Consider the following 26,405-nt stretch of genomic DNA (forward strand, 5'->3'; position numbering starts at 1 on the left):
GATGACACCTTAGAATGTTTCTAAAGCAGAACATCTGCCATCACTTTTCAGTCCAGATTATAAGACCATAACCAGTGTGCCCACGCCGATCAGGATACAACCGATCAAAGATTTGGCCGTAAATTCCTCGTGCAGAAATACAAATGCCAGTACCAAGGTGATAACGACGCTCAACTTATCGATCGGTACAACCTTAGATGCCTCTCCCATCTGCAAAGCCCTGTAATAGCACAGCCAGGATGCACCGGTTGCCAGACCGGATAAGACCAAAAACAGCCAGGACTTCTTGCTGATCTCCGTGATCCCACTCTGTGTATGGGTCAAAAATACCATCCCCCATGCCATAGCAACGACCACCATGGTACGGATTGCCGTCGCCAGATTGGAATTGACTCCATCAATACCGATCTTTGCCAAAATAGACGTCAAAGCTGCGAACATTGCCGAAAGAACTGCAAATACTGCCCACACAAAAATCATCTCCTCTTACTTACATTTAACTTTTCCTTTTATCTGTAAATAATTATATGCCTATTTTTCCAAATGAACAGCGTTTATATAAAATGCTTTTCTTTGCAATAGTGATAGATCTCCTGCTTCTGCACTTCCGCAAAATCTTGGGCAACCTCCACTTCCATATTGGCAATGGCATAATAATCTACCAGATCCCGGTCTTTTGTTGCCAGAGAAACCGGTCGTCCCATCAATATCAAAAAAGATAATCTTCGCCATATCCACTTTCTCCTATGCTTCGTTTAAGCAACCACAGCAAGCAGGCGATCCAAAAGTCCGGTTGACTGTAGGAAGAGAATTACCATGATGACCGGTGCCACATACTTGATCATAATGTTGTATAAATGCTTTCTGGAAAACTTGCCGTTCGGGTGCTCCATCTCCTCTGCGATCCATTTTGGACCGACGATCCAGCCGACCAATATGGTAGAAAATACCGAAATGAGCGGCATTAGGAAACTGTTGCTGATGTAATCCATAATATCAAGTAACTGTCCGGTCGAGCCATTCGGCAATTTGACTTCGACATAAAATACACTGTAGCCCAGTGCGATCACTGCTGTTGCAATCAGGTAAATGATGGTAAGGACGCCTGTCGTTTTCTTTCTCTCAGTGTGAAATACTTCCATGCAGTTTGCCGTGATGGCTTCCAAAACGGAAATGCAGGAAGTCAGCGCCGCAAATGCTGTCAAAAGGAAAAATACCAATCCGATCACATAGCCCGCTTTTCCCATGGTGTAAAAGGTCTTTGGCAGTGCCACGAACATAAGGCTAGGTCCGGCAGACATGCCATCAATACCGGAAAATACAAAGATGGCAGGAATGATCATCATACCGGCAAGAATAGCAACGCCGGTATCCACGATCTCGATCTGTGCAACCGATTTATTGAGATCCACTTCCTTTTTTACATAGGAACCATAGGTGATCATGATGCCCATGGAAACGCTAAGGGAAAAGAACAACTGGCTCATAGCATCCAAGGTAATCTGCAGGAAACGCGATAGCGTCAACCCAGACATATCCGGCATCAGATAGACTTTGAGTCCATCCAGACCTGTCCGCACGGCTCCACTCTCATCCCCTGATCTTAAAGTCAGGGAGAAGATGGCAATACCAATGACCAGCACAAGCAAGATCGGCATAACAAATTTGGAGCATCGTTCAATGCCGCCCTCAACACCATTATAAACGATAAAGCCGGTAAGCAGCATGAAGATCAAGCCAAACCAGACCGATGATGGGTCTGTGATAAAATCTGTAAAATAATCATCCTTTGCTGCAGCCACAAAATCGCCTGTCAGATAGACCGTAAAATATTTGAGGATCCATCCTCCGATCACGGCATAATAAGTCATAATGAGTATTGGGACGCAGAAAGTCAGAATACCCAGTTTTTTCCATCCCAGCCGCATAGTCTCATAAGCCGCTATGGCGGACTGTCCTGTCTTTCGTCCGATCGCAATATCTGTCGTCAGCAGGGTAAATCCAAAGGTCAGCACCAAAACGATATAGATGATCAGAAACAGACCGCCACCGTCTTTTGCCACTAAATAAGGAAAGCGCCATAAGTTTCCTACGCCTACGGCACTTCCTGCTGCTGCCAGAACAAACCCGATCTGACCGCTAAAATTACTTTTCTTCTTCATGGCAGGTCTCTTAACCGTGCAATCCTGCGGACTGACGGATCATATCCTCGACTACGATATCGTAGATTTCCCCGATACTATTACAGTATTCCAAAACCTTCCACGGCTCATTTGTGTGAAAATGTATCTTGATCAGATCTTCGTCTCCTGCTGCGATCAAACAATTTCCTTCAAAATGATCAGTTATATAATCTGCGATCTCATCTTCATCAAGATCTTCATCTCTACGATCGATCAGAAGCTGCGTATCATACCGATAAGCAAACTGATCATCCTCTACATCAACACTATGAATCTCTCCCATGTCGTCCTCCTTCATTATCTTTCATTCTTCTGAATAGGAAGATACCACAAAATCATCCTGAGTGCAATTTTTTCCGCTATTGCCCTGTGTTTATGATCCATACGCTTTAACAAAACTTTAACATCAGAAAAATATTTGCGAAACAGAAACTGTGTATTCTTTCATCATCAAACAACCGTGTAATCACACACAAAAATTGTTGAAATATGGAAAGGAAGGTTTATGATAATGAAAAAAAGTACATTTATAACTATGCTGTTGGGAACACTCGGAGGCCTGCTTTTTGCACTCGGCATGTGTATGACCCTGATCAAAGAATGGAATACCTTTGCACCGGGACTTGTTTTTGGTATACTCGGTATTATCATTTTAGTAATCACATTGTTTGTATGGCGGAAAATGGAAGGTAAGCCAAAGATGGCCGTTGACCAGCGTACCATGGGTGCCATTTTGATTGGTGTCATTGGTGCCATGCTTCTTGGTCTTGGCATGAGTCTGGTTATGGTCTGGGGACACTTCATCATCGGCATCGTCCTTGGCATTATCGGTATCCTGATACTCATGTGCATGCTTCCGGTATTAAAAGGATTCAAATAATAATGAACAAAGGAGACAAACAAAGATGCAGAAATTCAAACACATTTTGAAATCCATCTTCTGTCTGTCTCCTTTTTTAACGGTCATCATCGCCCTGCCGTCTTTTGCGCTTGTTATTTATGCACTCGCTTTCCAGCCGGACAATGATGTCATCTCATATCTTGCCTATTTTCTGTCTGCCTATGCACTCATTCTATGTATTTCCGGTATCATCCGCATGATACGTCTGGGGAAAGAAGGCATCTGCGAGTTGCCTCATATCCATCGCCTTCTATCCAACTCCTTTATTTCCCGTTACCTGAAAGATGTCTCCTTTCGCACAGGTGCCAATCTGGGGCAGGGATTTTTGATGAATATCCTCTATGCCGCCATGAAAATGGGCTTGGGACTGTATTACCAATCCATCTGGTTTCTTGCTCTCTCCATCTACTATTTTCTGCTCGCCTTTATGCGCGTCTTTCTCTTTCATTACATGAAAAAAGAGAATCCTGCTGCTAACTATACAAAAGAGTTGCGACGCTACCGTGCCTGTGGTGGTATGCTGCTGGTCATGAATGAGGCACTGGTTGCCATTATTGTCTTGATCGTACAGGACGATGGTGGCTTTGTCTATCCGGGTGTGCTGGTCTATGCCATGGCCGCTTATTCCTTTTATGCCGTTATTCTGGCTATCGTCAGCATCATCAACTTCCGCAAACTCGGCAGTCCGGTCATGTCAGCATCCAAGGTCATCAATCTGACTGCCGCTCTTGTCTCTATGCTTTCCTTAGAGACTGCTCTCTTGACCCAGTTCGGTCAGATGGATTCTGCTTCCTTTCTCGCTTTTCGCCATCTTATGCTTTCTCTTAGTGGTAGCGTTATCAGTCTTATCGTACTTGGCATGGCATTTTATATGATCCTCCATGCATCGCGCATACTAAAAAATACAGATCTGATCATTCCAGCATCTGCTTCCAGATAGAAACCAAGCGTTCCACGGAGTATGCCGCATTTGCCGGGCTGGTGGAGGGAAGCGTAACCGCCTCCATACCAAGCACATTCTGCTGGTACTTCTTAAAATATTTTCCCGAGATTGCACCATTACAGTAAACCCTTTTGATCTGCGATCGCTCAATGATGGGCTGCAAGTCTGTCGGCGTGACATTGCGGATACTGCTGTCGCTCGATCCAATGATATCGCAACTATAGATGGTATCCCAAAGTGCAATATGATTTTCATGCAGCATTTTCTTTTTTTCGTCTATGCTGATTGGGACTTCCACCTGTAATACCGCAGCCATCACTTTCCAGAAACGGTTCTGCGGATGCCCATAGAAAAACATCTGCTCTCTGGATTTCACTGAGGGAAGACTTCCCAAAATCAAAATCTTTGATGCTTCGTCATATAAGGGCGGAAAGGGATGTACGATGTGTTCATAATTTGTATTCATGAGTGTTCCCCCAATCCATGCAAATCCAAACGATATATGGTCTGTTCCAGTGTTTCCTCTTCCAGAAACATAATCATATAGATAGGCAAATACACCTTTTTCCCTGCTTTTTGCTATTAAAGTAATGCTCCTGAAATCCTTTTGCCAACAACTCCTGCGCCACCACATTCTCAAACAAAGCGCCATTGTTGATGGCTTTATCCTTATTTAAAATGGACATTTTCACCCTAATAATACATTGTTTTTTCAACTTTTCCAACCAGATTTTACGATTTTTTCAACTTTTCCAACTTTTCACATGCCAATCAGATCAAATGCTTCAAAGGAAACTACAACCTGATAATCCCTGTGGATATTCGGATACTTGATCTGGACAGATTTTAAGGTCTGGCTATAGTACCAGCCACTCTCTGCTGCCTCATAGTCCGAACGATTGAGAAAATGTGGCACTTCCATACCATCAACCCTAACCCAGTAAGGCGACTTTTCACGATGCACCATATCAATATGTATACGCTCGACCGGACTTTCATAACTTCCTGTCTTTACAAAGTTAAGTATGGTCTGCTCTCCCGCTTTCATCTCAATATGTATATTAGCGTAGACGCCCTGCTCATAGTCCATGCTTGCGCCGTCATCATCATAAAGATCAAAGGCTGCATCCTCATCCGGTACGCAAAGAATCTTTAACTCCCTGACTTTCTCCGTCGCAAGATTAAAAAGCTGGTTTTCCGCAATTGACACAATAGAGCCACTCTTTAAAAACATAGGAATGCTTTCCAGTGTGACCGGAATCGCAATGGTTTGTCCACCCTCATAAGCTTCTCTGGTATAAAAATCATAAAATATCGTTCCTTCTGGCAAATAAATTTCTCGCTCGCGCGCACCTTTCTCGACCACATTTGCCACCAGAATCGAATCACCTAACATAAACTCGATTCCTTCATTATAGCAATGCGCATCCTCCTGAAAAGCATACACAAGCGGTTCCATAATCGGTGCACCCGTCTTTGCCGCTCTTGCCATGAGCGCATACATATAAGGAGACAGGCGATAGCGGAACTGGATAGCATCGCGGATCAGATGCTTGGTGCCGCTATACATCCAAGGCTCCGTTACCGTGTTGTCCGTATTGGTCGAATGGATGGAAAAACGCGGCTGAAAAATGCCATTTTGTACCCAGCGCACAAAAAGTTCTTCCTCCGGTGCCGTGCCGTAAAATCCGCCAATGTCACAGCCCTGATTTGCCACACCGGAAAGTCCCATGCCAAGAATGGTCGCGATGTTGTATTTCAGGCTTTCCCAGCAGGTCAGATTGTCCCCTGCCCAGGTCTGCGCATAGCGCTGGATGCCTGCATGACCGGAACGGCACACAGCAAAGGCTCTGGTATTAGGAAATTCTTCATGTACTGCCTCCTGCGTCAACTGACACATGAGGTTGCTCATGACCGGCTTGACCTGCCCGATCGTAGCCCCTTTTCCCTCAAAGAACACGCGGGCATCCTTATCCACAAGCCCTTCGTATTCGCAGTTGTCATTCCAGACGGAAGTCACACCGTAAGACAAGAGATTTTCCTTTAAATATTGCTTCCAATCCTGACGCACGCTCTCCTTGGTATAGTCGATATAATTTCCCATACCGCCCCACCAGAGTCCGACTGCCGGCTTATCTTCCTGAGAGTCTTTGACAAACATGCCCTTTTCTTCCATATCCTTTTTATAAGGATGGGATAAAAGCATGCCTGGTTTCACATTCGGAGAAACTGTAATTCCACGCTCTGTCATCTGTTTAAAATGATCTGCAGGATCTTTGAATTTATCATGATTCCAGGTAAATGTATAACGTTTCATACCCTCGCCTGCATCAATTTCACAATATCCGGAAGATAACTGGAAACCATCCATCGGAATCTGCTCTTTTTTTGCTGTATCAACAAAACCTACAATGGCATCATCCGCATCCTTCGGCAATTCCGGATAATACATAGAGGAACCCAGATAGCCTAAGGCCGTCTTTGGAAGCATAACAGACTTTCCGGTCAGATCGGTATAGCGTGATACGATCTCCTTCATAGATGGTCCTGCAATAAAGAAAAGATCAATGTCACCGCCATCCATGCGGACGGTGCTGTGGTGCTTGGTATAATTGCTGTGGGATCTTCCCATGTTAAAATCACATTCCCAGGTTGTGTGATAAAAATATCCCACTGCTTTTTTGGTGCTTTCATTCAATTTCAGATAAAACGGAATGTGCTTATATAAAGCATCTGTTTTTTCCGGATTATAGCCCATGCAATCTCCCGGTGCTGTCTGCATAAATGATTCACGTTTATTGAGTTCGCCCGTGCGCTCACCAAATCCATAATAATTGTCTGCGCTTTCCATAACACATGTATGAATCCGACGTCCATTGCTGTCACAGAGCCATCCACGATATGGGATATCCTCGTGCAAAAGACTGCCTCTGCATCAAAGATCTGTAAGATAAAAGGATTTTTCTGTACGACGATCCTTAATTTTTTGCCCTGCAAAATAACTTTATCTCCATCCTCTGACATGGCAGCGTCTGCCGGTGTGATCCTGTGGCGATAGTCCTTTAAGACGCCATCCATGCGGTCCTCCCAAGCCGTCATGACAAGTGAATAGGATTCCTCCGTGAAATCCCCGTCGAAGCCTGCGCGGATACGCACAATATCATCTGTCAAAAAGAGGATGCGCATTTCCACTGCATTGGTAGACAGGATAAAAGCCTCTCCCCTTTTTTCTATTCCCAATAATTTCTCGATAATCTTCATGGTAAATCCCCTTTCCCATAGTTTTTCTATATTCTCATACTAGCAAAGAAAAGACAGCAAATCCACACGAATTCTGCTGTCTTTTCAAATATTTCTTTACATATCTTGCTATCTCATTGATTTATGGTAGTTTTTAGTTTTCATTGCGTGCCGCAAGCGCATCTACATTATTTTTGCTCATCTTCCTTTTCCTCCCAATTACTGTAAAAGCCAGTCTAAAATATCCTGAATGTACTTATCCCAGAAATTCCAATCATGACCGCCCTTGTCCTCTTTGTAGATCAAATCTGCGTGTTTTGCCTCCAAGACTTCTTTTACATGCAGATTGGACTGGTATAAAAAGTCCTCCGTGCCGACTGCCTGATACAACTTTGGCACACAGCCACCTTTCACATCCTGATCATAAAGGGCAAAGAGATCGTATTTGCTTCCGGACAATTTCTTCGGATCTCCGAAAGAATCCTCCCAGGAAAAAGGATTGTTCTCATTTTCCTGAACAGTCGCACTCTCATAAAGTCCTGCGATGTCTAAGGCTCCCGACATGCTCGCCGCCTTGGCATAAAGATCCGGGCGGCTGAGTCCCAGATACCATGCCCCATAACCTCCCATGGAAAATCCGGCAATATAGGTCTTTTCACGATCCTTTGTGACCGGGAATACACTCTGTATGAAAACCGGTAATTCCTCTGTAAAGAATGTCTTATACTTTTTACCGCTCTTTAGATCCTGATAAAAAGAATTTTCTGCGGATGCCATGACGACAACCATGCCACGCTCCTGCGCGTAGCGATCGATATTACTGTAACGCACCCAGGAAAACGCATCCCCATAGGCACCATGCAACAGATAGAGTACCGGAAGTCCCGCCTCATAATCATACTTTTGGGTATGGTTGATCTGGGTGATCTCCTCACTGCTTCCCGGCGTTGGCACGAACACATTTAAAGTGATGTTGCTTCCCAGAGAGAAACTGTAATAATGTGTCTCCATCAATGCCATCTCATCTTCACCTCCTCGTTTTGAACAAGTTCCATTCGGAATTTGTCTCTTGCGTTTCTGGGAAAATGGTAGCAAAATGGCAATAGCAAAACTACACCATTTTTGTTTTGTGCGTGACATTTTTTTACAAATCTTGTTGTTTCGCGACAGATCTGTAGATAAAACTAACAATTTTTCTTATGATGTCGCCAAGTTTTTGGTAAAAAGGAGGTCAAAGATGATCGATCGTGCTGCTATCTTAATGGAACAGGGCGCTTCCATTGCCTGTCATCGCGTGGAGGGCATGAATGACAATATGTCACATTCCCATTACCATACTTACTTTGAACTCTATTTTTTAGAGGGAGGCGAGCGTCATCACGTCATGCAGGATCAACAGTATGAGACCAAGGTCGGCTCTTTTATGATCTTTGCACCTTATATCATGCACTATTCTTTTTCCGATCATGATGTATCTTTCAAGCGGACAGTCCTCTATTTTAAAGATGAGGCAGTCGCATCCCCGGTGCTTCTGGATCTTTTAAAAAACGGAAGCGGCTTGTATGAACCGGAGCAGAAGATCTCCTCCTCCATTCATTTTTTATTAATTGAACTGCAAAAAGAGCAGGAACAGGAAAGGGATGATCCTTTGCATGAAACAGTTATGGAAAATCTGCTCAATACTCTGCTGCTTACCATCATGCGCAGCACCCAGGCATCGCCAAAGCCGGAGACCCAGAGCCGTATGGCAAAGGTGATCTCTTATATTGAGAAAAACTATCAACACGAATTGCGTTTACAAGATATCGCGGCTGAATTTTATGTGAGCGAGTACTATCTCTGCCATGAATTCAAGAAGTACACCAACCGCACCATCGTCCAGTACACCAATGCCCTGCGCATCCTGCACGCCCAGCGCCTGATCACAGAAAGTGACCTGAATTTTACCAAGATTGCCGAGCAGACCGGATTTTCTTCCCTGACACATTTTAACCGGACCTTTAAATCCGTCGTGGGAACCTCACCATCTGCCTACCGCAAGGCAAACCCAAAACATGAATAGATCATAAGAAAAAGGAGTGACGCACAAATGCAGATTTGGAAAAGCAGGCGGACACAGTTTCGGACTGGGAAAGGGACTTGCCGTAGAAGGATGGCTGGAAGATGCTCTGGCATTCTGGCAGTCTCTGCCCTCATAAATCTATGGCAAAATAGCAAGTCAGGTATTGCATCCATTTCATATATTCATTAAAATATACATAAGTATAAGTTGATCCAGAGACCGTGCCAACTCCACGTTTTTGGTCCACAAAGGAGAATAAATATATGGAATACGACGAAAACCTTTTTAAAGCAAAAGCGAATCGACGAGCGCGCAACATCTGGCTTGTTTTTTCTCTCTTGCTGACTGCCAACTATGGTGCTGATGTTGCTAACGGTCTGAACACACCGATCTATTATCTGATGTTCTTACTTCTCTGCTGGGTGCCATTTTTATCCGGTCAGATCCTTATGAAAGTAAAGGGTGCCGACACTGACCTCTATCGCTATGATCTTGCGATCGGTTATGGCATTTTTTATCTCTTTGTTATCTGTACTACAGAGTCACCGATTGCCTTTACCTATGCCCTTCCGGTGACCAGCCTTTTAGTACTCTATAAAGACAAAAAATTTATGAAATACTGCGGTATCATCAATACCGGCATGGTCATCTTCAGTTGCGCATATCATTATCTGCACGGTTTTAACTCCGCAGCAGACACCAAGAACTACCAATTGCAGATTGCCTGCATCATCCTCTGCTATATATGCTATGTCCGTTCTATCCAGCATCTGAATGAGTCAGACGGAGCTATGACCGACAGCATCAAGTCAGATCTGCACCGCGTTGTTACCACAGTGGACAAGGTAAAGTCTGCCAGCAACTCTATCTTGGACGGCGTGACGGTTGTCCGCGAACTTGCTTCCGAGAATAAGCACGGCGCTGATGTCGTTATGCTGGGCATGAACGAATTAACCGGCAACAACACACAGTTGCAGGATCGCACGACTTCCTCTATGGATATGACGACCGACATCAATGCACAGGTACAACATGTTGCCGCCATGATCGAGGAAATGGTGGAACTGACCCGCGAGTCCGGTGTCCATGCACAGAGCAGTTCTTCCGACCTGGATAGTTTGATCGAGACAACGCAAGTCATGTCCAACTTATCAAACGAAGTAGACCATATATTACATGATTTCAAAAGTGAATTTGAGATGGTAAAGGAAGAGACCGGTACCATTGACAATATTTCCAGCCAGACCAACCTGTTGGCTCTCAACGCTTCCATCGAAGCAGCCAGAGCCGGAGAAGCAGGCAAAGGTTTTGCCGTTGTTGCCGAGGAGATCCGCAAGTTGAGTTCCGAAACCAGCGCATCTTCCGGTCAGATCCAGAATGCTCTGGTCCGTCTGGAAGAGACCTCCGCCAAGATGATGACCTCCATGGAAAAGACACTGGAACTCATCCAGCAGACCATGGAAAAGGTGACACAGACCGGCGAGAATGTCAAAAAGATCAACGAAGATTCTTCCCAGTTGGGCGATCATATCCAGGATATCGATTCTGCTATGCGTGAGGTCGAGACATCCAACTCACAACTGGTAGAGAATATGGAGCAGGTTTCTGACATCATGAGCCATATGACCAACTGCATCAATGACTCTGATGAGACCAGCAAGCGTATGCTCAGTAAATACGAAGAAAGTGCCAACAATATCAATTCCATCGAGTCCGTCATTGAAAGCCTCATGTGTGAACTCGGTTTTGGCGGATTTATGGGAATCGAGGATGTGGAAGCCGGCATGAAAGTTCTCTTTACCTTAGAGGGAGAGACTGAGCCGCATCACGGCGAATTGGTAGAGCAGACGCAGGACGGACTCCTTATTAAGACAAGCGAGATCCTTAGCCTGCATAAGGTTACCGGTTGCGAAGTTCAGGTCGTTGTCGGCAATGTCCTCTATTGCTGGAACAAGGCAAGTCTGGATCCAAATACCGACCACAACCGCAATTACAGCATCCGCATTACCGGTCGCCCACGCATCAACAATCGCCGTAAATATCCGCGTATTGATGCCAGCAACACCTGTACGATCACCATGGCTGACAGCGGAAAGACCTATTCCGGCAAACTGGACAACATCAGTGCCAATGGCTTTGCTTTCCTGTCCAGCGATCCGGTCTTTACCGATGCCAAGGGACAATCCCTTACCATCACGATCAATGACTTTGCACTGGCATCTCACAACGTGTTGGATGGACGGATCATTCGCTGTTCCGATCACGATGGTACCTACATCGTTGGCTGTCAGATGCCAGATGATAATGTTTATATTATGGAATATATCGAAAGCCGCCTGCGTGATGGGGCTACGAGTTTTCAGTAAGTCTTCAGACTTCCTAAATATCAAAAATGTGCTAAAAAGTCCGGGATAACCTTTTTCTTACGGTCATCCCGGACTTTCTTACAGCCACAACTTCTTAACAACGCGTTTCAAACGGAATAGCAGGAATTCCTGCTGCATTAAACAAATTCACCTGATACCAGGCATCTCTTGCAAAACGAATCTGTAAAGAACCCTCTGTCATTTCTTCCAATCTCAAAACCAGACTGTCTCCGTCTACCAAAGCCTGATAAGAAATTTCTCTGCCATTCTCAAGCACTGACAAGCATTGATGGAATCTCCTGCGATCTCAAGCCCTTCTTTTGCATATGCCATCTTTATACGGATCGTATCACCCTCACGTTTTATCCCTTCCGGTCTCGGTGCCTCGCAGAGGATATCCTCTCCATATAGATATTTTCTTGCCAAAAGCGCCAAGCGATGTCCCACCGTGCGCTTATCTTTCGGATGAATATCATGTTCTTCGCCGACATCAGCAATAGATGCCATATATAGGCCATCGACTGTTTTTGCTGCTTCTTCCTGACAGCGACGGATTGTCGCATAATCCAGATTGGTCTGCATCATCCAGTCTCTCCAGCCCGGCAACTGCACCTCAAAAAACGGAAGTGCTTCGTCCTTCCATAATTTGCGCCAATCACTGACCAGTCCCTTCATCATATCGGTATAAAGCGACTGCAAGCCCGGCACATCATCGCTCTCGCCCTGATACCAAAGTACCCCACGTGCAGAAAATGGGGCAATCTGCTTTACCATATGCTCATATAAAATTCCCGGCATAGTTCTGGCGTCTACATATTCTATACGATAGGCTTCCATTGTTTTTGCCATCATCTCCTGCAGCGATGCATTCTCATCGAGTCCCAATGCCTTTTTCTGCTCTGCCAGTGCCTCAGGTGACATACTTTCCAGCCCCTTTTGTGCCATATCCATCATGGCTTTTCCGATTTCTTCCATGGATGGTGTTCTCGGAAGAACCACCTGATCAAAAGGACTCAGGCAAGGCTTTCCTGCATCGCTCTGCGGATCTGCCTTCCTCTCCGCCCAGAACTGCTCCATATCCTTGCCTTCCACTGACTTTTCCCACTTTTCCATCCATGGTTTTCCTACACGTTCCACAGTATCCTGGTCCATCCATGCACAACTGTAGGTACCGCCCCAGTTGCATCCTATAATACCGACCGGAACGCCGACCTTTTCTCTGATCTCCTTGGCAAAGTAAAAAGCAACCGCAGAAAAATATCCCAGATTCTCCTCTGATGTGGCTCTGCGCCATCTGCCTACTGCACTGTAATCAAAGTCGCTATCCTGTTCCTCATAAAACTTCTTTGGTACATCAAAAAAGCGCAACTCATCATCATCCAGCCCCATGACCTGCTCATGATATTTTTCATAGCGCAGAGGGAATTCCATATTAGACTGTCCGCCGGCAATGTAAACCTCACCGATTGCTATATCTTCCAGAGTCATTGTCTCTATCCCATCACTCACCTGCAGCATCTCTGACGCAGAAGCCTCGAGGGGCTCGATTTTCAGGCAAAAATGACCTGTTTCATCTGCCATTACCTCAGCGCTCTTTCCCTGAATCTCAGCCCTTACCATCTGATTTGGCTGACTCTCTCCCCAGATATATACTGGTTTTTGTCTCTGTAAAACCATCCCATTTGAAAATACTTTTGCAAGTTTCATTTCCTACCTCCATCTGACTCTATTTTCGTGGCATCTCCACCTTAATCACACAATCCTGATCATTACTTGTTCGGAATCTGACGCAATTGCTCATCCACCTGATCGATCAGATCTCGCGACATTCCCGCATAAGTAACAGCATAGGATAACAAATGTCGCAGGGTCATAAGTTTTAACGCCTCCATCATGGCTGCTCCATCTACCTGGGCTGCCTGCTCCTGACCTTGTCCTGCACTCATATGCATAATTGGCTCAATGATCTTCATCGCTTCCGGCTTTCCGGACAAATATGCCATGGTACAGTCAACATTTAAGAATGGCTCACGATTTCCATTGATACTTTTTGAAAAACGTGGCTGCTTCATCTGCCCATTCGCAAAATCTCCCATGATATCCTTAAGCCACTCGATAGAATCTGCCACCCAATGCGGCACACGATTGCTGTATGCTTCCGGATCCGCTGTCACAGATGTATTGCAGACGCTAAATCCATGCGCTCCATGGGAATAAATATGACTTTCAAACATGATCTCATGCTTCTCCAGCGCATCAAGCAAATGAATAGTATTCTTAACCGGTACCACATTGTCTGTTCTCGTTGCAAACACAAAGCAAGGACAGGTATTATCATCCACGGCTGCAATAACATCCGGTGCTGTCTTCTCATAAATCTTGGCACAATCTCCTTCAATAACAGGATAACCCAGAATCGCCGCATATGGACGATGCTGACTCATCGTTGCCGCACTGGCTGCCAGATGTCCACCGGCGGAGAACCCGATTACCACGATCTTATCCGTCAGGACTTTCCACTCATCTGCTCGCTCCTCAATCAAAGCCATGGCCTGCTCATAATCATCTAATGGATTCGGCCAAACAGAATCCTCTCCCACCGAATAGCGCAGGATAAAAGCCTGATAGCCTGCCTCAAGATAAGGAAAGGCTACCGGATCTGCCTCTCTGTCAGAACACATAGAATAGCCCCCGCCCGGCAAAATCAACACAGCAGGCCGCTTACTGATATGATTAAATTCTCCTTCCACCGGCTGTGTGTATGCTGTCAGCGTCACATTTCTTTCCCCATTCAATACGATTTTCTCTACGTCCATTATCTTCTCCTTTTCGTTTTATAAAATGAATTAACATTATATTAACTCGTTTTACACTGTGTTGCAAGATATATTTGTTTTTTTCACAAGTAACGTGTTATACTAATGTAGCATTGTAGTAATTTTATACAAAATCAAACATTTTCCAAAAGTTAAAAGGGGATATTATATATGGATCAAACTGCTTATTTTGAACAGATGCGCCAGAAACGGCGCAGTGAAATCTTAGAAACGGCACGCCGGATGATACTGGATCAGGGACTTTTTTCATTCTCTATGCAGGGATTGGCACAGACGCTGGATGTATCTACGGTCACATTGTATAAATATTATAAGAATAGTATTGCGATCATTGAAGACCTTTACCAGACAACCACCGGCACCTTATTCCGGTTCCCGGATCTTTTTCCCACACAAAAAAAGCCAGAAGATCTGGCTTTGGAGTATATTTCCCTGATTCTTGACGACATGATCTGCCGCCGGGAGGATTTTCGTCTGGTCATGACCCTTGGGCTCTACATCTATCCTGCCGATCCGGTAACAGAGATCCTGCCGGCAGAGCCTTTCTTGCAATATCTGCAAGAGACTCTGCCGCCGGAAGTCTGCGCTCTTTCGCGTGATAATTCGGACTTTCTCTCCTTTGCCACAGATGCCTGCCTATCTTTTATGCAGTCTGTTGCCACCCAGAGCAAGCCGGATCTCAGACAGATGAAAAGTCAATTATTATTGTCTTTGTCACTGTGGTTTTAGCGCACAAAGGCATAACTACTTTACTGCTCTTTCATTTCTGCAATATTCTTCTGTACCTGAACCATACGGTCTTTGTCCAGTTCATAGAACTTCATGGCAACGATATTACACAACCAACCGATAATCGGAAGTCCAAAACTTAGAAACATTGCCATCCAGAAAACACCACTTGTAGCCTTATCGCCCATCTGCGGCATGGTATTCTTATAACCGATGGCTGCCACACAAAGGGTCGCAATGGTCGTAGCAAGTGCTGCCATCAACTTATCAATAAAAGAATAGACACCACCTACCACTGCCGGCATATACTTTCCGGAACGCTCCAACTCATAGTCAACAACATCCGAACGCATGGCACCTGCTGTGGTCGTCAAAATCATACGCGTTGCAGTCGTTGCCAACATAAAGATACAATAAATAACTGTTGGAACAACAGCCACAGAAATCTGACTCATACCATCTTTTCCTAAAATAATACAGAAACCACAAGTCATAGCAGCAACGCCAATGGAAACCCATGACCAGAAAGTAGTTGACTTCTTAACACCATGCTTGGATACATACATACCGCCCAGGAAGGCAAATGCAATACCTACAATCATAGTAAAATTATTGATCATGGTCGTTGTCTTGTAACTGCCGATCAGAATACCATTTAACAAAGTAAGAATGATAGACTGACTTGCTGCGGTCTGCGCCAGTTTGTCCGTTGCACAGGAAACAATATACATCTGCGCCGGTCGATTGTCACGAAGTACATGCCACATGTCGCTCCACTTGATCTTGTCGTCCTTTTTCTTGCTGCCAATAGATTCATAAGATTCCTTTACATCCGCATGACGCAGACCAATGATAGCAAGAAGGGTCAAAACTCCTGCAAAAGCCACAAAGAAGAAACAAGAATTTTTGAGCATTGCTGCGTTGTACTGGTTATCATATTTTGGCAAAATTGCAAATGCAATTACCGTATTGAATACCATCGGTGTAATATAACTGTAAACAGTACCAATAAAACCCATCATTGGCCGCTGATGTGGATCGTTTGTAAGGATGGTCGGTCCGACTGCTGCAGCTGTAGAACACAAAGTATAGCCCAGCGTGTACATCACATAGGTAATCGTAAACACGACAATTCCGGCAATACCGCTAAATTTACCTACACACCAGTTGTACAGGCAAAGCACGGCAAGCGATTCAATGATAAATCCTGCGGCAACACAGATCCTTATCTTTCCATGCGTGCCCGGCATCTTCTCTATCAGTGCTGCCGCCAATGCATCTGTAACTCCATCAAAGACCTTAGTGATGGATAGGATGACTCCGACAGTTGCGACAGCAATCCCATACCCTTCCGTTCCTATATAACTTGCATACATGATCAGGATGTAAAAACACATCTGACCTCCATTTGTTGCCACACTGGCAATCATGTCAAATAAAGATGCCTTACGGTATTGGACCCCATCCGTCACACTGGCATCCTGCATTTTCATTTTCTCTTTTAACCCTCTCATACTTTTCCTCCTACTCTTCGTTCATTTCTTGAAATAAGTTTTCCCAACGTTCCTCGGGAAGCATTGGCAACATTCGTTTTATCGTCTGTAATGGTTCCGACAAAAGTCCTAATTCTTTTGGCATTTCCTCTGCATACGGCATCTGCGCTGACGCTTTTCCCATATCCATTCTGGCGATAACAGCATCGATCATCGGCTGAACTTCTTCCATAAATTCCTTGCCCAGCGGATGTTTCTGCACATCCACGATCGGTGTCATCAGATCATACTTTTGTCCACTTGCTATGTACTCATCTTCTACCGTGATCTCCTGCTGCAACAAGACTGTCGCTGCATCCTGACAGATCTCGATCGTATAATCTCCGCCCGGAACACGGAAAGCATGCGCGCCCTCATCCCAATAAGAAAAACATCTCTGATCCAAGGTAAATATCACGGTCTTACTCTCACCCGGCTGTAAACTAACCTTTTCAAAGCGACGAAGTTCACGCACAGGCCGGTTGATAGCCGTCGCGCCCTTTTTACAACCGACATACAGCTGCACCAAAGCCTTTCCGGCACGTTTTCCAGTATTTTCCACTGTAACCCTAGCCTCCAGCGTTTGTCCGGCTACATAACGATTCCTTTCCACAAACAGATCACGATAGGAAAATGTCGTGTATGACAATCCGTGTCCAAATGGGAATCTCACTCTCTGCTTCCGGCTGCTGTAATTGCGATACCCAACAAAGATGTCCTCACCATAGGTCACCTCATTTCCCTCGCCCGGCCAGGTCAGATATGCAGAAGAGTCTTCATAACACAGTGGGAAAGATTCTGCCAGATGCCCTGACGGATTGGTCTGACCGGTAAGGACTGACCAGATAGCCTCATTTACTCCTTCTCCCGCCAAATAGGCTTCTACGATAGCCAGGACTTCATCTGCCCATGGCATCTCCACGACACCGCCGTTTTCCAATACCACCGTTATGTTTTTCTGCACAGATGCAAGTTCTGTAATCAGACGATTCTGACATCTTGGGAGTTTCATGGTATAACGGTCAAACCCCTCGGACTCCATGATCGGCGGCAATCCCGCCATAACCACAACAACATCCGCCTTCTTTGCTGCATTTACGGCTTCCTGCGCCTTTTTTTCATCGTAGGAATCTTCCATACCAAAACCTTCCACAAAAGAAACATTTGGACAATTTCCAACGACTTCCTGTAAAGTTGGCACTTTATAGGCATTTACATGGGACGACCCTGCCCCTTGATATCTTGCTTTCTCTGCAAAGGCACCAACTACAAGCACTTTCTTATCCGCATCCAACGGAAGAAGATCTCCTTCGTTTTTCAAAAGGACAAGAGACTCCTTTGCCAGTTCTACTGCAAGTCTGTGTCCTTCTTCCATGTCATAGGAAGTTTTTTTACGGTTTGCCTGCGCTTTCAGTGACAGCGCAACGATCTGCTCACAGGCCTCGTCCAAAAGTCTTTCCTCTAATGCCCCGCTTTTGACCGCATCCACAATGACATGATCGTGCAGAGAATCTCCCGGCATAGTCAGCGCGCAGCCCCCTTTGACAGCAGCAATCCGGTCATGCACAGCCGCCCAGTCACTGACCACCATACCATCAAATCCCCACTCTTTGCGCAAGATATCGACAAGATATTTTCGGTTTTCTGTCAGATAGGTGCCCTCTACCTTGTTATAGGAAGCCATGACCGTCCAAGGCTTTGCCTCTTTGACAACCTTTTCAAAAGCGGACAGATAAATCTCACGCATGGCGCGCTCAGATACCTTGCTATTGCTGGTTCTTCTTCGTGTCTCCTGATTGTTCGCCACATAATGCTTAAGGGATGCGCCGATTCCTTCTGCCTGTAAGGCTTTGACATAGGCAGATCCCATACTGCCAGCCAGATAAGGGTCTTCTGAAAAATATTCAAAATTTCGACCACACAAAGGACTTCTCTTGATATTGATGCCCGGTCCTAAGAGCACATCAACAGACTCTGCCTGACAATTTTTTGCAAGTCCCCGCCCCAGTTTCTCTGCTACTTCCACATCAAAAGAACTCGCCACACAGCAGGCTGCCGGAAAACAGGTCGCCGTCACACTCTCGTTTTTCCCCATGAAATCCTGCTTTCCTTCCTGCTTACGCAGTCCGTGCGGTCCATCCGACATGAAAACGGACGCAATCCCCTTTTCCTCTAAACAGCTAGTTGCAAACATCTCTGCCCCGGATGTCAGTGACGCTTTTTCTTCCAGAGTCAACGTTTTTACTATCTCTTTTGCCTTTGTCTCATACAATTTTTGCCTACCTCCTCCTTTTTTCTTTGGTCATATTGTTGCATGCTCTGCGCCAAAAACAAATGTACACTATCGCGATGCTGTCCCATCACCATACATACATGATATATCATCCCACAACTATACATTATGTTCGGTTCGTGTTATAATATACGAAAAATTCGGCACTGAATGAACAACACGGTTTGAGAAGAAATCCATGTAATTTTAGGAGGGATAAAATGGAAAAAGGCCTACAATACCGGCGTACAGATCGCGCCATCATGAATGCATTTATCAAATTGGTCAATCAAGGTTCTTTTGAAAAACTGACAGTACAGGAGATTTTGGATGAGGCACTTGTCAGCCGCAATACCTTTTACGCGCATTATCGTGATAAATACGACATTGCAGAGCAATTATTTAAAAAATATAAAGAAGATTTTCTGAAACTTCTAAAAGAATCTTATACAGATATCGGAAAGGAATGGGCAGGCACCAGTCAGTTCCAAGAATTTTCCGATCTTCCTGCCCGCTTGTTTTTTCAGTTCTATCAGGAACATAAGGATCTCATTTATGCACTCAATAAGATCAAAACAGATAAAGTAGATATGGATCAGTTTGTTTCCCAACTTTTCCGGGAACGCTATCTTTGCGCCCCAAGCAACCAGACCAGACAAAATCCGGAGCGCAACCTGGAACTGGAAGCTGAGATCTATGCTTCCGTCTACAATGCCATTGCCCATTATTACTCTTTTTCCGGTTCAAACGTCACGCTCCCCATCCCTCACATGGAGGAAGCACTTTGTCACGTTTTTTTGTACTCCATAGGAATTATCGAAAAACACTGCGAAGAGGATGCTTTTTCCTATGTCATGGATACTGCAAAACAAGCGAAAGAAAGAAAAGAAAACTACCAATAAAAAGATCGCTTAGGCTTGTTTTTACAGGCTTAAGCGATCTTCTTTATGCTATGTAGGATATGCTAATCTATTCTGCTTGCCAGAACTGCGATACCTTCTTTGCCCGGCATTTTAACGTCAAATCTTCCACTGACGCCGGTCATAGTTACATCGCGCGTCATATTCCACATATCAATGATCTCTATCTTATACTGATGGTCTTCCGGCAGTTTCCATGGGGCAATACCATTACAATGTCTGCCATAGTAACCGATGTAATAATCCTCACCCACGTGACCGAAGGCATTGTAGTCTTTCATCTTAGAAACAATGTCATCAACCTCATTCGGATTCATAAATCGACTTATCAGGGGACTATTCTGTAATTCTTCCATGCTCTCCAGATGATGTTTTTCCATGTATGCCTGAATATCAAAATCATGATATTCCTGCCACGGCTCGATCGCTCCCGGAATGGCATCTACGATCTCCTTCAGATAGGCAATACGCTTTGGGCTTTCTCCCTTGAGGACACCACCCTTTGCCCACCAGAGCACTTCATCATCGGATAAGAATACTTCACCATGTGTTGCATATGCCCCTTGACAGACAGCCATCCAAAAACGGTTTGCCATTTCCCAGCCGGAAATATTGCCCCAGGTCAAAGGCAGGTTTCCTTCATAACAGCACTCGTCATAGCAGAGCGGTTTTTCAAATTCCTTCATCCAATCAGCGCCTTTTGTACCAGGATGGTCTGCACGCACTGGTGGGTAATATTCTCTCTGGAGAAATCATAGAATCCAAAACAGTTATGGTTGCTGAGTAAATGATGGTATGGATCATTTTCCACAATAAAGGACTCTATATCGTACCAGTCTTCCATCGTCCGATCCATAACAAGATCATACTCATTTGCCATAGACCACCAGATCTGCGGAATGGCTGCAAAACGACGGAGCAGGTAATCCAGATAGATGAGATTTTCCTCCATGGTCATATGAGAGAAGCCCCATTTATCATATGGATGAAAAAGGATCAGGTCTGACTGGATCCCCATGTCTGCCAGCGCAAAGATCTGTTTTTCCAGATGCTCCCAGAAAGCAAAACAAGGACGGTTGACATCCCACTTGCCATCGGCATCCTTTTCAAATGCATATAATTCCGGATCATTGTGGTTGTAATCATAATGTTTCGGGAATACGCAGTGGCGCACCTTGTTAAATGGTGCAGTCGATAAAGTTTCCATGGTCTGTGCGATTCTTTCTTCTTCCTGATGACTCAAAGCATAAATGGTCGTTCCAAATGGTTTGAACAGCCCACCGCCATCATAGACAAAATGTGTCCCCTCGGCACGCACGATACCGGCCTTTTTATCCTCATTCGGCAGACATACCAGACTGCCCTCTGCCTGCATCAGACCGCTCACACGATAGGTATAAGTGCCTGCCAGACTTGGGTAAAAGCGCACCTTGTAGTTTCCATCCCCGGCATAAAAGCCCTTGACCTTGGTAGTCTGACCGCCGCAGGTAAATTCTGCCGTCACATCTACCAGAGCCTGCGAGCCCTGTGGCTCCTCTCCTTTGATGGTCAGTTCATACATTTCAAATTGTTTCATTGTCTCGTCCTCCTTTTTGAAATTCATTCATATACACATTTATCACATTACTTTTTAACGCAAGACTTTCTCCATGGCATTGCGCCAGCCCTGCCATTTTTCCTGTCGCTTGCTTTCCGGCATTTTAGGCTCATAAACCTGGCACGCTCTTAAATCAGAAAGCACCTTGTCATCATAAATTTCGGCTTTTTCTCCTGACAAAAGTGCTGCTCCATAAGCCGATGCCTCCTGACAAGCAGATACTTCTACCTTTTTCTGCAAGATATCGCTCTGAAACTGCATGAGATAGGCATTCTCTGTGGCTCCTCCATCGACCCGAAGCACTGACTTTGATATACCTTTATCATACTGCATTCCTTCCACAATGTCTGCAATCTGATAAGCGATGGATTCCAATGCCGCACACACGATCTCATTTTTTCCGGTTGTACGGCTCATGCCATATAGCATCGCCTTAGCATCTACTTTCCAATAAGGTGCGCCCAGACCGCTGAACGCCGGGATGAGATATGTCTCATCGGTCGGATTTGCAGCAAATGCCATCGCCTCTGTATCACCTGCACTTGTGATTATCCCCAGATTGTCCTTTAACCAACTGACCGTTGCCCCGGCATAATTGATATTGCCTTCCAAAACATAAGATACCTTTCCATCCATGCCCCAGGCGATCGATGTTACCATACCATTATCCAGGACGACCGGCTTATCTCCCGCATGCATCATGACAGAAGAACCCGTCCCATATGTCGCTTTTACCAGTCCCTTTTCCCGACAATTCTGCCCATATAAGGCTCCCTGCGAATCACCGATCACTCCCAGAATCGGGATCGGCTCCGCAAAAAATCCTTCAAAGTCCGTCTTGCCATAAAAAGCATTGCTGTCTCTTACTTCCGGAAGTGTTTTGGCATCCACGGAAAACCAACCGCATAGTTCTTCATCCCACTTTAAATCCGTGATGTTAAAAAGTTGTGTGCGTGATGCATTTGATACATCGGTTGCGAAGGTTTCTCCTTTTGTCAGTTTATATACCAGCCAAGAGTCGATCGTACCCAGACAAAGACGATTTTCCTGTTTGGCACGCGCTACCTCCGGCTCATTTTCCTGTAGCCATGCATATTTTGCCGCCGGAAAATAAGGAGATAACTGCATGCCGGTCTTTTGTCGAATGGCTTCGCCGACACCACCGGATGCCTTCTGCTCCTGCTTGGTATCCAGAATAACGTTATTTTCTATTCGTTTACAAATATCCTCCGCACGCGAACATTGCCAGACGATTGCTTTCGCCAGCGGCTCTTTTGTCTTGCGATCCCACGCAGCTGATGTTTCACGCTGGTTGCTGATGCCAAGACAGGCTATTTCTTCTTTTGCAATGCCAGCCTCTGTTACCACATCATGTACGACCTGAAGCGTATTCCGATAAATCTCATCGAGATCATGGGAAACCCAGCCTTTTTCATTTACGATCTGCTCATGCGCAACATCACGCCGACAGATCAATTGCCCTTCTGCATCAAACAGAATACCTTTGGTTCCCTGTGTACTCTGATCGATTGCCAATACATACTTTTTTCCTGCCATGCTATTCCCTCTTTACTCAGCAAAAAGTGCCTGTCTTGCTGTCTTTGCAATACCTTCGCCATCCATGCCATAGTAGGCAAATACCTCTTGGGAGTTACCAGTAATGACAGGTGCATCCGGCAAGGCAATGTTGATGACTTTCTTTGAGCATTCCGCGGCAACCACCTGGCTCACCATAGATCCAAGACCGCCAAATGGCGCATGTTCTTCCACGGTAACTACAAGTTTTGTATTCTGTGCCGCCTCAACGACTGCCTTTTTATCCAGCGGTTTCACACAGTACATATCAATGACACTTGCACTGATACCCTCTTTTGCAAGGATTTCTGCTGCATCCACTGCTTTTTTTACCATTTCACCACAGGCGATCAGGGTCACATCGCTTCCCTTTTGTAAAATCACAGCCTGATCCATGGTAAAGGGGCAATTTTTCTCATTGTAAATATCCCCGACCGGATTTCTCCCTACACGAACATAAGCCGGTTCTTTATCCTGTAACAGATGCTCCATAAGTTTTTTTGTCTGGAAACGGTCGCTCGGCAGATAGACGCGCATCCCCGGGATAGCACTCATAGCGGCAATGTCCTGCACAGAATGATGACTCATGCCAAGCGCGCCATAGGAAATGCCTCCACTGATCCCAATGAGTTTTACGTTGGTATGGGAATATGCCACATCAATCTTGCACTGCTCATAGGATCTGGTAGAAAGAAAGCAGGCAGGCGAAAAAGCGTAAGGCTTCTTTCCACAGTGCGCCATGCCGGCTGCCACCGAAACCAGATCCTGCTCCGCGATCCCCATCTCCACAAACTGGTCCGGGTAGGCATCCGCAAAAGGTGTCATGGAAGCAGAGCCTCTGGAATCACTGCAAAGCACCGTGATCTGCTTATCCATTTTTGCATGTTCTAACAATACATCGCAAATGACCTTTCGATTTGCCACAGTATTCTTATCTGCTGTCATTTAAATCGCCTCCTCTCTCTTTTTTAGATCTGCCATGATCGTCGCATATTCTTCCTGACTCGGCACATGATGATGCCAGGATGCCTTATTTTCCATGACCGGCGCCCCCTTGCCCTTAATGGTATTGGCAATGATGACCGTCGGCTGGTTCTTGGTATTTTTTGCTTCTATAAATGCCTTTTGCAAAGCATCAATATCATTTCCATCGGAAACATCTATGACATGCCAGCCGAAACTTGCGAAACGGTCATGCAGGTTTTCATGACCCATGACATCTTCCGTATTACCGGAGATCTGCAAGTGATTACGGTCGATGACTGCACAAAGATTGTCCAGATGATACTGGTGTGCCGCCATGGCTGCTTCCCAGATGGAGCCCTCTGCCAGTTCTCCGTCACCCATGACCGTGTAAACGCGGTAGTCTCTGTCATCACGTTTCCCTGCCAAAGCCATGCCGACACAGACCGGAAGCCCATGTCCCAGAGAACCGGAATTCATCTCAATTCCCGGCAATTTGTTGTTGGGATGTCCGATATATGGGGAGCCGAATTTAGAAAACTGATCTTTTACCTCCTGTAAAGGGAAAAATCCCTTTTTTGCCAGAACACTGTAATAGGCTTCCACCGAATGTCCTTTGCTAAGGACAAAGAGATCCCGATCCGGGTCGTTCTGGTTTTCCGGAGAAATATGCATCTGGTCAAAGTAAAGTTCCACCAGAATTTCCATAATAGACATATCGCCGCCGATATGACCGCCGCCCCCTGCCATAATGATATCCACAGTATCCTGACGCAGTTCATAGGCGAGTTTTTTTAATTCTTTATTTTTCATTTTCCTGCCCTTCTTTCATTCCCCACGCAAGTAGGCTTTGACTTCTTCCTCGATTGGATCGTACAGATCCGGTTTGACGCCAATGTATTTGCATGCTTCATAAAGCACCGGAACAACATCCTTATGAATACCCACGCAGTGATGGATATATGGTCCTTCCACCAGTTTTGCTTCCAGACGCTTGATGTTATCCACCTCTACCCAAAGATAGGTACCCATACCCTTTGGTCCGTCAATGCCCTTGGCATGTCCAAGTAACAAAGAATACTGCCCCAGATCTCCGTCAAAACGCACCAGTGAGACATCTCCGTGTTTTGCCTCCGCGGTAATACTTCCCGGATAGTCAAATGCCAAAGGATAGGTAATGGTCGGCTTTTCGCCTGCCACAGAGATCGGCCATGGTCCACAGTGCTGCAAGAGTTCTCCGTTCGGACAATCCGGATGACGGATGGTCCAATCCGCAAAGAAAGACCGCACCTGCCCCATGCCTGCTGCCTCTACCAGAAGTGCTGTAATGGCTCCGTGAATGTCCGTCTCACAGACCGTCGGAATACCCTCTTCGTTTAAAAGCGCATTTGCCGCACATGGCATGATCCCAAGTTCCGTCTGCAACTGATTCCAACACTGGATAGCAATGGCATTGCAGCCATATTTTTCTGCAAGATGTTTCATGGCTACCTTCATGGCTGCCACTTTTTCCAGTTCATCGTCCTTGATGGCAATATTCATATTGGCTCTGCAATAAGTCATGACTTCTTGTGTCTCGGCGACATTTCCCAGATTTTTCCTGACTTCGTCCACCAATTCGCCCATAGGAATAGGTGCCAGTTGGATATTGAATTTTTCCAGAAGTTCGCCTTCATTACACATGGTCGACCAGAAATCAAAAGGTCTGGTCGAAATCTGTAAGATACGGATATGGCAGAAGGTCTTGACTACGTTGCAGACCGCCATAAAGTCACGAAGTCCGCGCTCAAATACCGGATCTTCCAGACGGCAATTTGTCATGTAGGTAAATGGCACGCCAAAGCGTCTTAATACCTTTCCGGTTGCAAATAGCCCGCACTGGGTATCCCGAAGTCGTGTACCATCCGGCTCCGGGCGCTCATCCAATGGTCCCCATAAAAGAACCGGCACCCCCAGTTCCTTTGCCAGCCTTGCGCATTCGTATTCCGTCCCAAAATTGCAGTGTGGTAAAAACAGACCATCTATTTTTTCTGCCTTAAACTTTTCAGCGATCTTAAGCATATCGGCATCATTATAAAGAAGCCCCTCCTCATTGATGTCCGTAATATCTACAAAATCTACGCCAAGTTCTGTCAGCCTCTGTGCGGTCAGTCCCCGGTACTTGATCGCGTCCGGTGCACTGAAAATACTGCGTCTGGTCGGCGCGTAACCCAATTTAATATGATCCATAAAAATGCTCCTTTCCTCCGATTTACGACTTTTTCTATAAAATACCTTGTCTCTTT

23 protein-coding genes and 1 pseudogene are annotated in these 26,405 nt (G+C 45.5%); 6 read left to right on the plus strand and 18 right to left on the minus strand.

All coding sequences use genetic code 11. From position 1 onward, the window contains the following. Positions 1-57 precede the first annotated feature (57 nt). From DW996_RS08875 to DW996_RS08885, 4 genes are all read right to left on the minus strand, one after another. Entirely contained in the window at positions 58-471 is a 414-nt protein-coding gene (locus DW996_RS08875) for an EamA family transporter (protein ID WP_118535464.1), read from the minus strand. 83 nt (positions 472-554) lie between these two features. Beyond that, positions 555-713: a hypothetical protein gene (locus DW996_RS13020; RefSeq protein WP_158573040.1), complete on the minus strand. Its 159-nt coding sequence runs from the start codon at positions 711-713 to the stop codon at positions 555-557. A gap of 42 nt (positions 714-755) precedes the next feature. Continuing rightward, positions 756-2,162: a sodium-dependent transporter gene (locus DW996_RS08880; RefSeq protein ID WP_118535465.1), complete on the minus strand. Its 1,407-nt coding sequence runs from the start codon at positions 2,160-2,162 to the stop codon at positions 756-758. Between the two features lie 10 nt (positions 2,163-2,172). Next, on the minus strand, positions 2,173-2,466 hold the full coding sequence (locus tag DW996_RS08885; protein ID WP_118281440.1) for a hypothetical protein: 294 nt from the start codon (positions 2,464-2,466) through the stop codon (positions 2,173-2,175). Positions 2,467-2,694: 228 nt separating this feature from the next. On the opposite strand from DW996_RS08885, the gene DW996_RS08890 reads away from it, so the two are divergent. Then, positions 2,695-3,063, plus strand: coding sequence for a hypothetical protein (locus DW996_RS08890; RefSeq protein ID WP_118535466.1), 369 nt, complete (start codon positions 2,695-2,697; stop codon positions 3,061-3,063). Positions 3,064-3,088: 25 nt separating this feature from the next. After that, positions 3,089-4,024 carry a hypothetical protein gene (locus DW996_RS08895; protein ID WP_118535467.1) on the plus strand — a complete coding sequence of 312 codons (936 nt, stop codon included), beginning with the start codon at positions 3,089-3,091 and terminating at the stop codon, positions 4,022-4,024. Here the strand turns inward: DW996_RS08895 and DW996_RS08900 are convergent. The 3 genes and pseudogenes from DW996_RS08900 to DW996_RS08915 form a co-directional block, all read right to left on the minus strand. Continuing rightward, the gene (locus DW996_RS08900; RefSeq protein WP_118535468.1) at positions 3,999-4,493 is read right to left on the minus strand and encodes a DNA-deoxyinosine glycosylase; all 495 of its coding nucleotides are present in this window, start codon (positions 4,491-4,493) and stop codon (positions 3,999-4,001) included. The genes DW996_RS08895 and DW996_RS08900 overlap by 26 nt on opposite strands. Before the next feature lie 294 nt (positions 4,494-4,787). Continuing rightward, positions 4,788-7,288: pseudogene (locus DW996_RS08910) on the minus strand (glycoside hydrolase family 31 protein). Between the two features lie 198 nt (positions 7,289-7,486). Next, positions 7,487-8,287, minus strand: coding sequence for an alpha/beta hydrolase (locus DW996_RS08915; protein ID WP_118535469.1), 801 nt, complete (start codon positions 8,285-8,287; stop codon positions 7,487-7,489). Positions 8,288-8,504: 217 nt separating this feature from the next. Here DW996_RS08915 and DW996_RS08920 point away from each other — a divergent pair, with 217 nt between their 5' ends. Both DW996_RS08920 and DW996_RS08925 read left to right on the plus strand, forming a co-directional pair. Continuing rightward, positions 8,505-9,329, plus strand: coding sequence for a helix-turn-helix transcriptional regulator (locus DW996_RS08920; RefSeq protein WP_118535470.1), 825 nt, complete (start codon positions 8,505-8,507; stop codon positions 9,327-9,329). A 263-nt stretch (positions 9,330-9,592) separates the two neighbouring features. Next, positions 9,593-11,695 carry a methyl-accepting chemotaxis protein gene (locus DW996_RS08925; RefSeq protein ID WP_118535471.1) on the plus strand — a complete coding sequence of 701 codons (2,103 nt, stop codon included), beginning with the start codon at positions 9,593-9,595 and terminating at the stop codon, positions 11,693-11,695. A gap of 94 nt (positions 11,696-11,789) precedes the next feature. Here DW996_RS08925 and DW996_RS08930 read toward each other — a convergent pair whose 3' ends face one another. The 3 genes from DW996_RS08930 to DW996_RS08940 all read right to left on the minus strand — a co-directional run bounded on the left by DW996_RS08930 (position 11,790) and on the right by DW996_RS08940 (position 14,511). Continuing rightward, positions 11,790-11,978: a hypothetical protein gene (locus tag DW996_RS08930; protein WP_147403550.1), complete on the minus strand. Its 189-nt coding sequence runs from the start codon at positions 11,976-11,978 to the stop codon at positions 11,790-11,792. Then, complete coding sequence (locus DW996_RS08935; RefSeq protein ID WP_118535473.1) at positions 11,930-13,402, minus strand: sialate O-acetylesterase; 1,473 nt, start codon at positions 13,400-13,402, stop codon at positions 11,930-11,932. The genes DW996_RS08930 and DW996_RS08935 overlap by 49 nt, the downstream gene beginning before the upstream one ends. Before the next feature lie 62 nt (positions 13,403-13,464). Next, positions 13,465-14,511 (minus strand): alpha/beta hydrolase, encoded by a 1,047-nt coding sequence (locus DW996_RS08940; RefSeq protein ID WP_118535474.1) that lies wholly within the window; start codon positions 14,509-14,511, stop codon positions 13,465-13,467. Positions 14,512-14,682: 171 nt separating this feature from the next. Between DW996_RS08940 and DW996_RS08945 the strand changes: the two genes are divergently transcribed. Further along, a complete protein-coding gene (locus tag DW996_RS08945) occupies positions 14,683-15,261 on the plus strand; it encodes a TetR/AcrR family transcriptional regulator (RefSeq protein WP_118535475.1) in 579 nt (192 codons plus the stop codon). 20 nt (positions 15,262-15,281) lie between these two features. Here the strand turns inward: DW996_RS08945 and DW996_RS08950 are convergent, their stop codons facing one another. Continuing rightward, positions 15,282-16,775, minus strand: coding sequence for an MFS transporter (locus DW996_RS08950; protein ID WP_118281430.1), 1,494 nt, complete (start codon positions 16,773-16,775; stop codon positions 15,282-15,284). A gap of 10 nt (positions 16,776-16,785) precedes the next feature. Next, positions 16,786-19,065, minus strand: coding sequence for a glycoside hydrolase family 3 C-terminal domain-containing protein (locus DW996_RS08955; protein ID WP_118535476.1), 2,280 nt, complete (start codon positions 19,063-19,065; stop codon positions 16,786-16,788). A 221-nt stretch (positions 19,066-19,286) separates the two neighbouring features. On the opposite strand from DW996_RS08955, the gene DW996_RS08960 reads away from it, so the two are divergent. Next, positions 19,287-19,967, plus strand: coding sequence for a TetR/AcrR family transcriptional regulator (locus DW996_RS08960; RefSeq protein WP_118281428.1), 681 nt, complete (start codon positions 19,287-19,289; stop codon positions 19,965-19,967). 62 nt (positions 19,968-20,029) lie between these two features. Here DW996_RS08960 and DW996_RS08965 read toward each other — a convergent pair whose 3' ends face one another. Genes DW996_RS08965 through DW996_RS08990 form a run of 6 tightly spaced genes read right to left on the minus strand, consistent with a single transcriptional unit; the run spans position 20,030 to position 26,349 of the window. Further along, entirely contained in the window at positions 20,030-20,671 is a 642-nt protein-coding gene (locus tag DW996_RS08965) for a DUF5605 domain-containing protein (RefSeq protein WP_118535477.1), read from the minus strand. Next, on the minus strand, positions 20,668-21,561 hold the full coding sequence (locus tag DW996_RS08970; protein WP_158575298.1) for a DUF5060 domain-containing protein: 894 nt from the start codon (positions 21,559-21,561) through the stop codon (positions 20,668-20,670). The genes DW996_RS08965 and DW996_RS08970 overlap by 4 nt, the downstream gene beginning before the upstream one ends. A gap of 54 nt (positions 21,562-21,615) precedes the next feature. Continuing rightward, entirely contained in the window at positions 21,616-23,139 is a 1,524-nt protein-coding gene (locus DW996_RS08975) for an FGGY-family carbohydrate kinase (RefSeq protein ID WP_118535479.1), read from the minus strand. 12 nt (positions 23,140-23,151) lie between these two features. Continuing rightward, entirely contained in the window at positions 23,152-24,102 is a 951-nt protein-coding gene (locus tag DW996_RS08980) for a transketolase family protein (RefSeq protein WP_118535480.1), read from the minus strand. Beyond that, on the minus strand, positions 24,103-24,933 hold the full coding sequence (locus tag DW996_RS08985; RefSeq protein WP_118535481.1) for a transketolase: 831 nt from the start codon (positions 24,931-24,933) through the stop codon (positions 24,103-24,105). A gap of 15 nt (positions 24,934-24,948) precedes the next feature. Next, positions 24,949-26,349, minus strand: coding sequence for an L-fucose/L-arabinose isomerase family protein (locus tag DW996_RS08990; protein WP_118535482.1), 1,401 nt, complete (start codon positions 26,347-26,349; stop codon positions 24,949-24,951). Between the last annotated feature and the right edge of the window lie 56 nt (positions 26,350-26,405).

Source organism: Roseburia sp. AM51-8 (genome assembly GCF_003478275.1).
Classification (GTDB): Bacteria; Bacillota; Clostridia; order Lachnospirales; family Lachnospiraceae; genus Pararoseburia; species Pararoseburia lenta.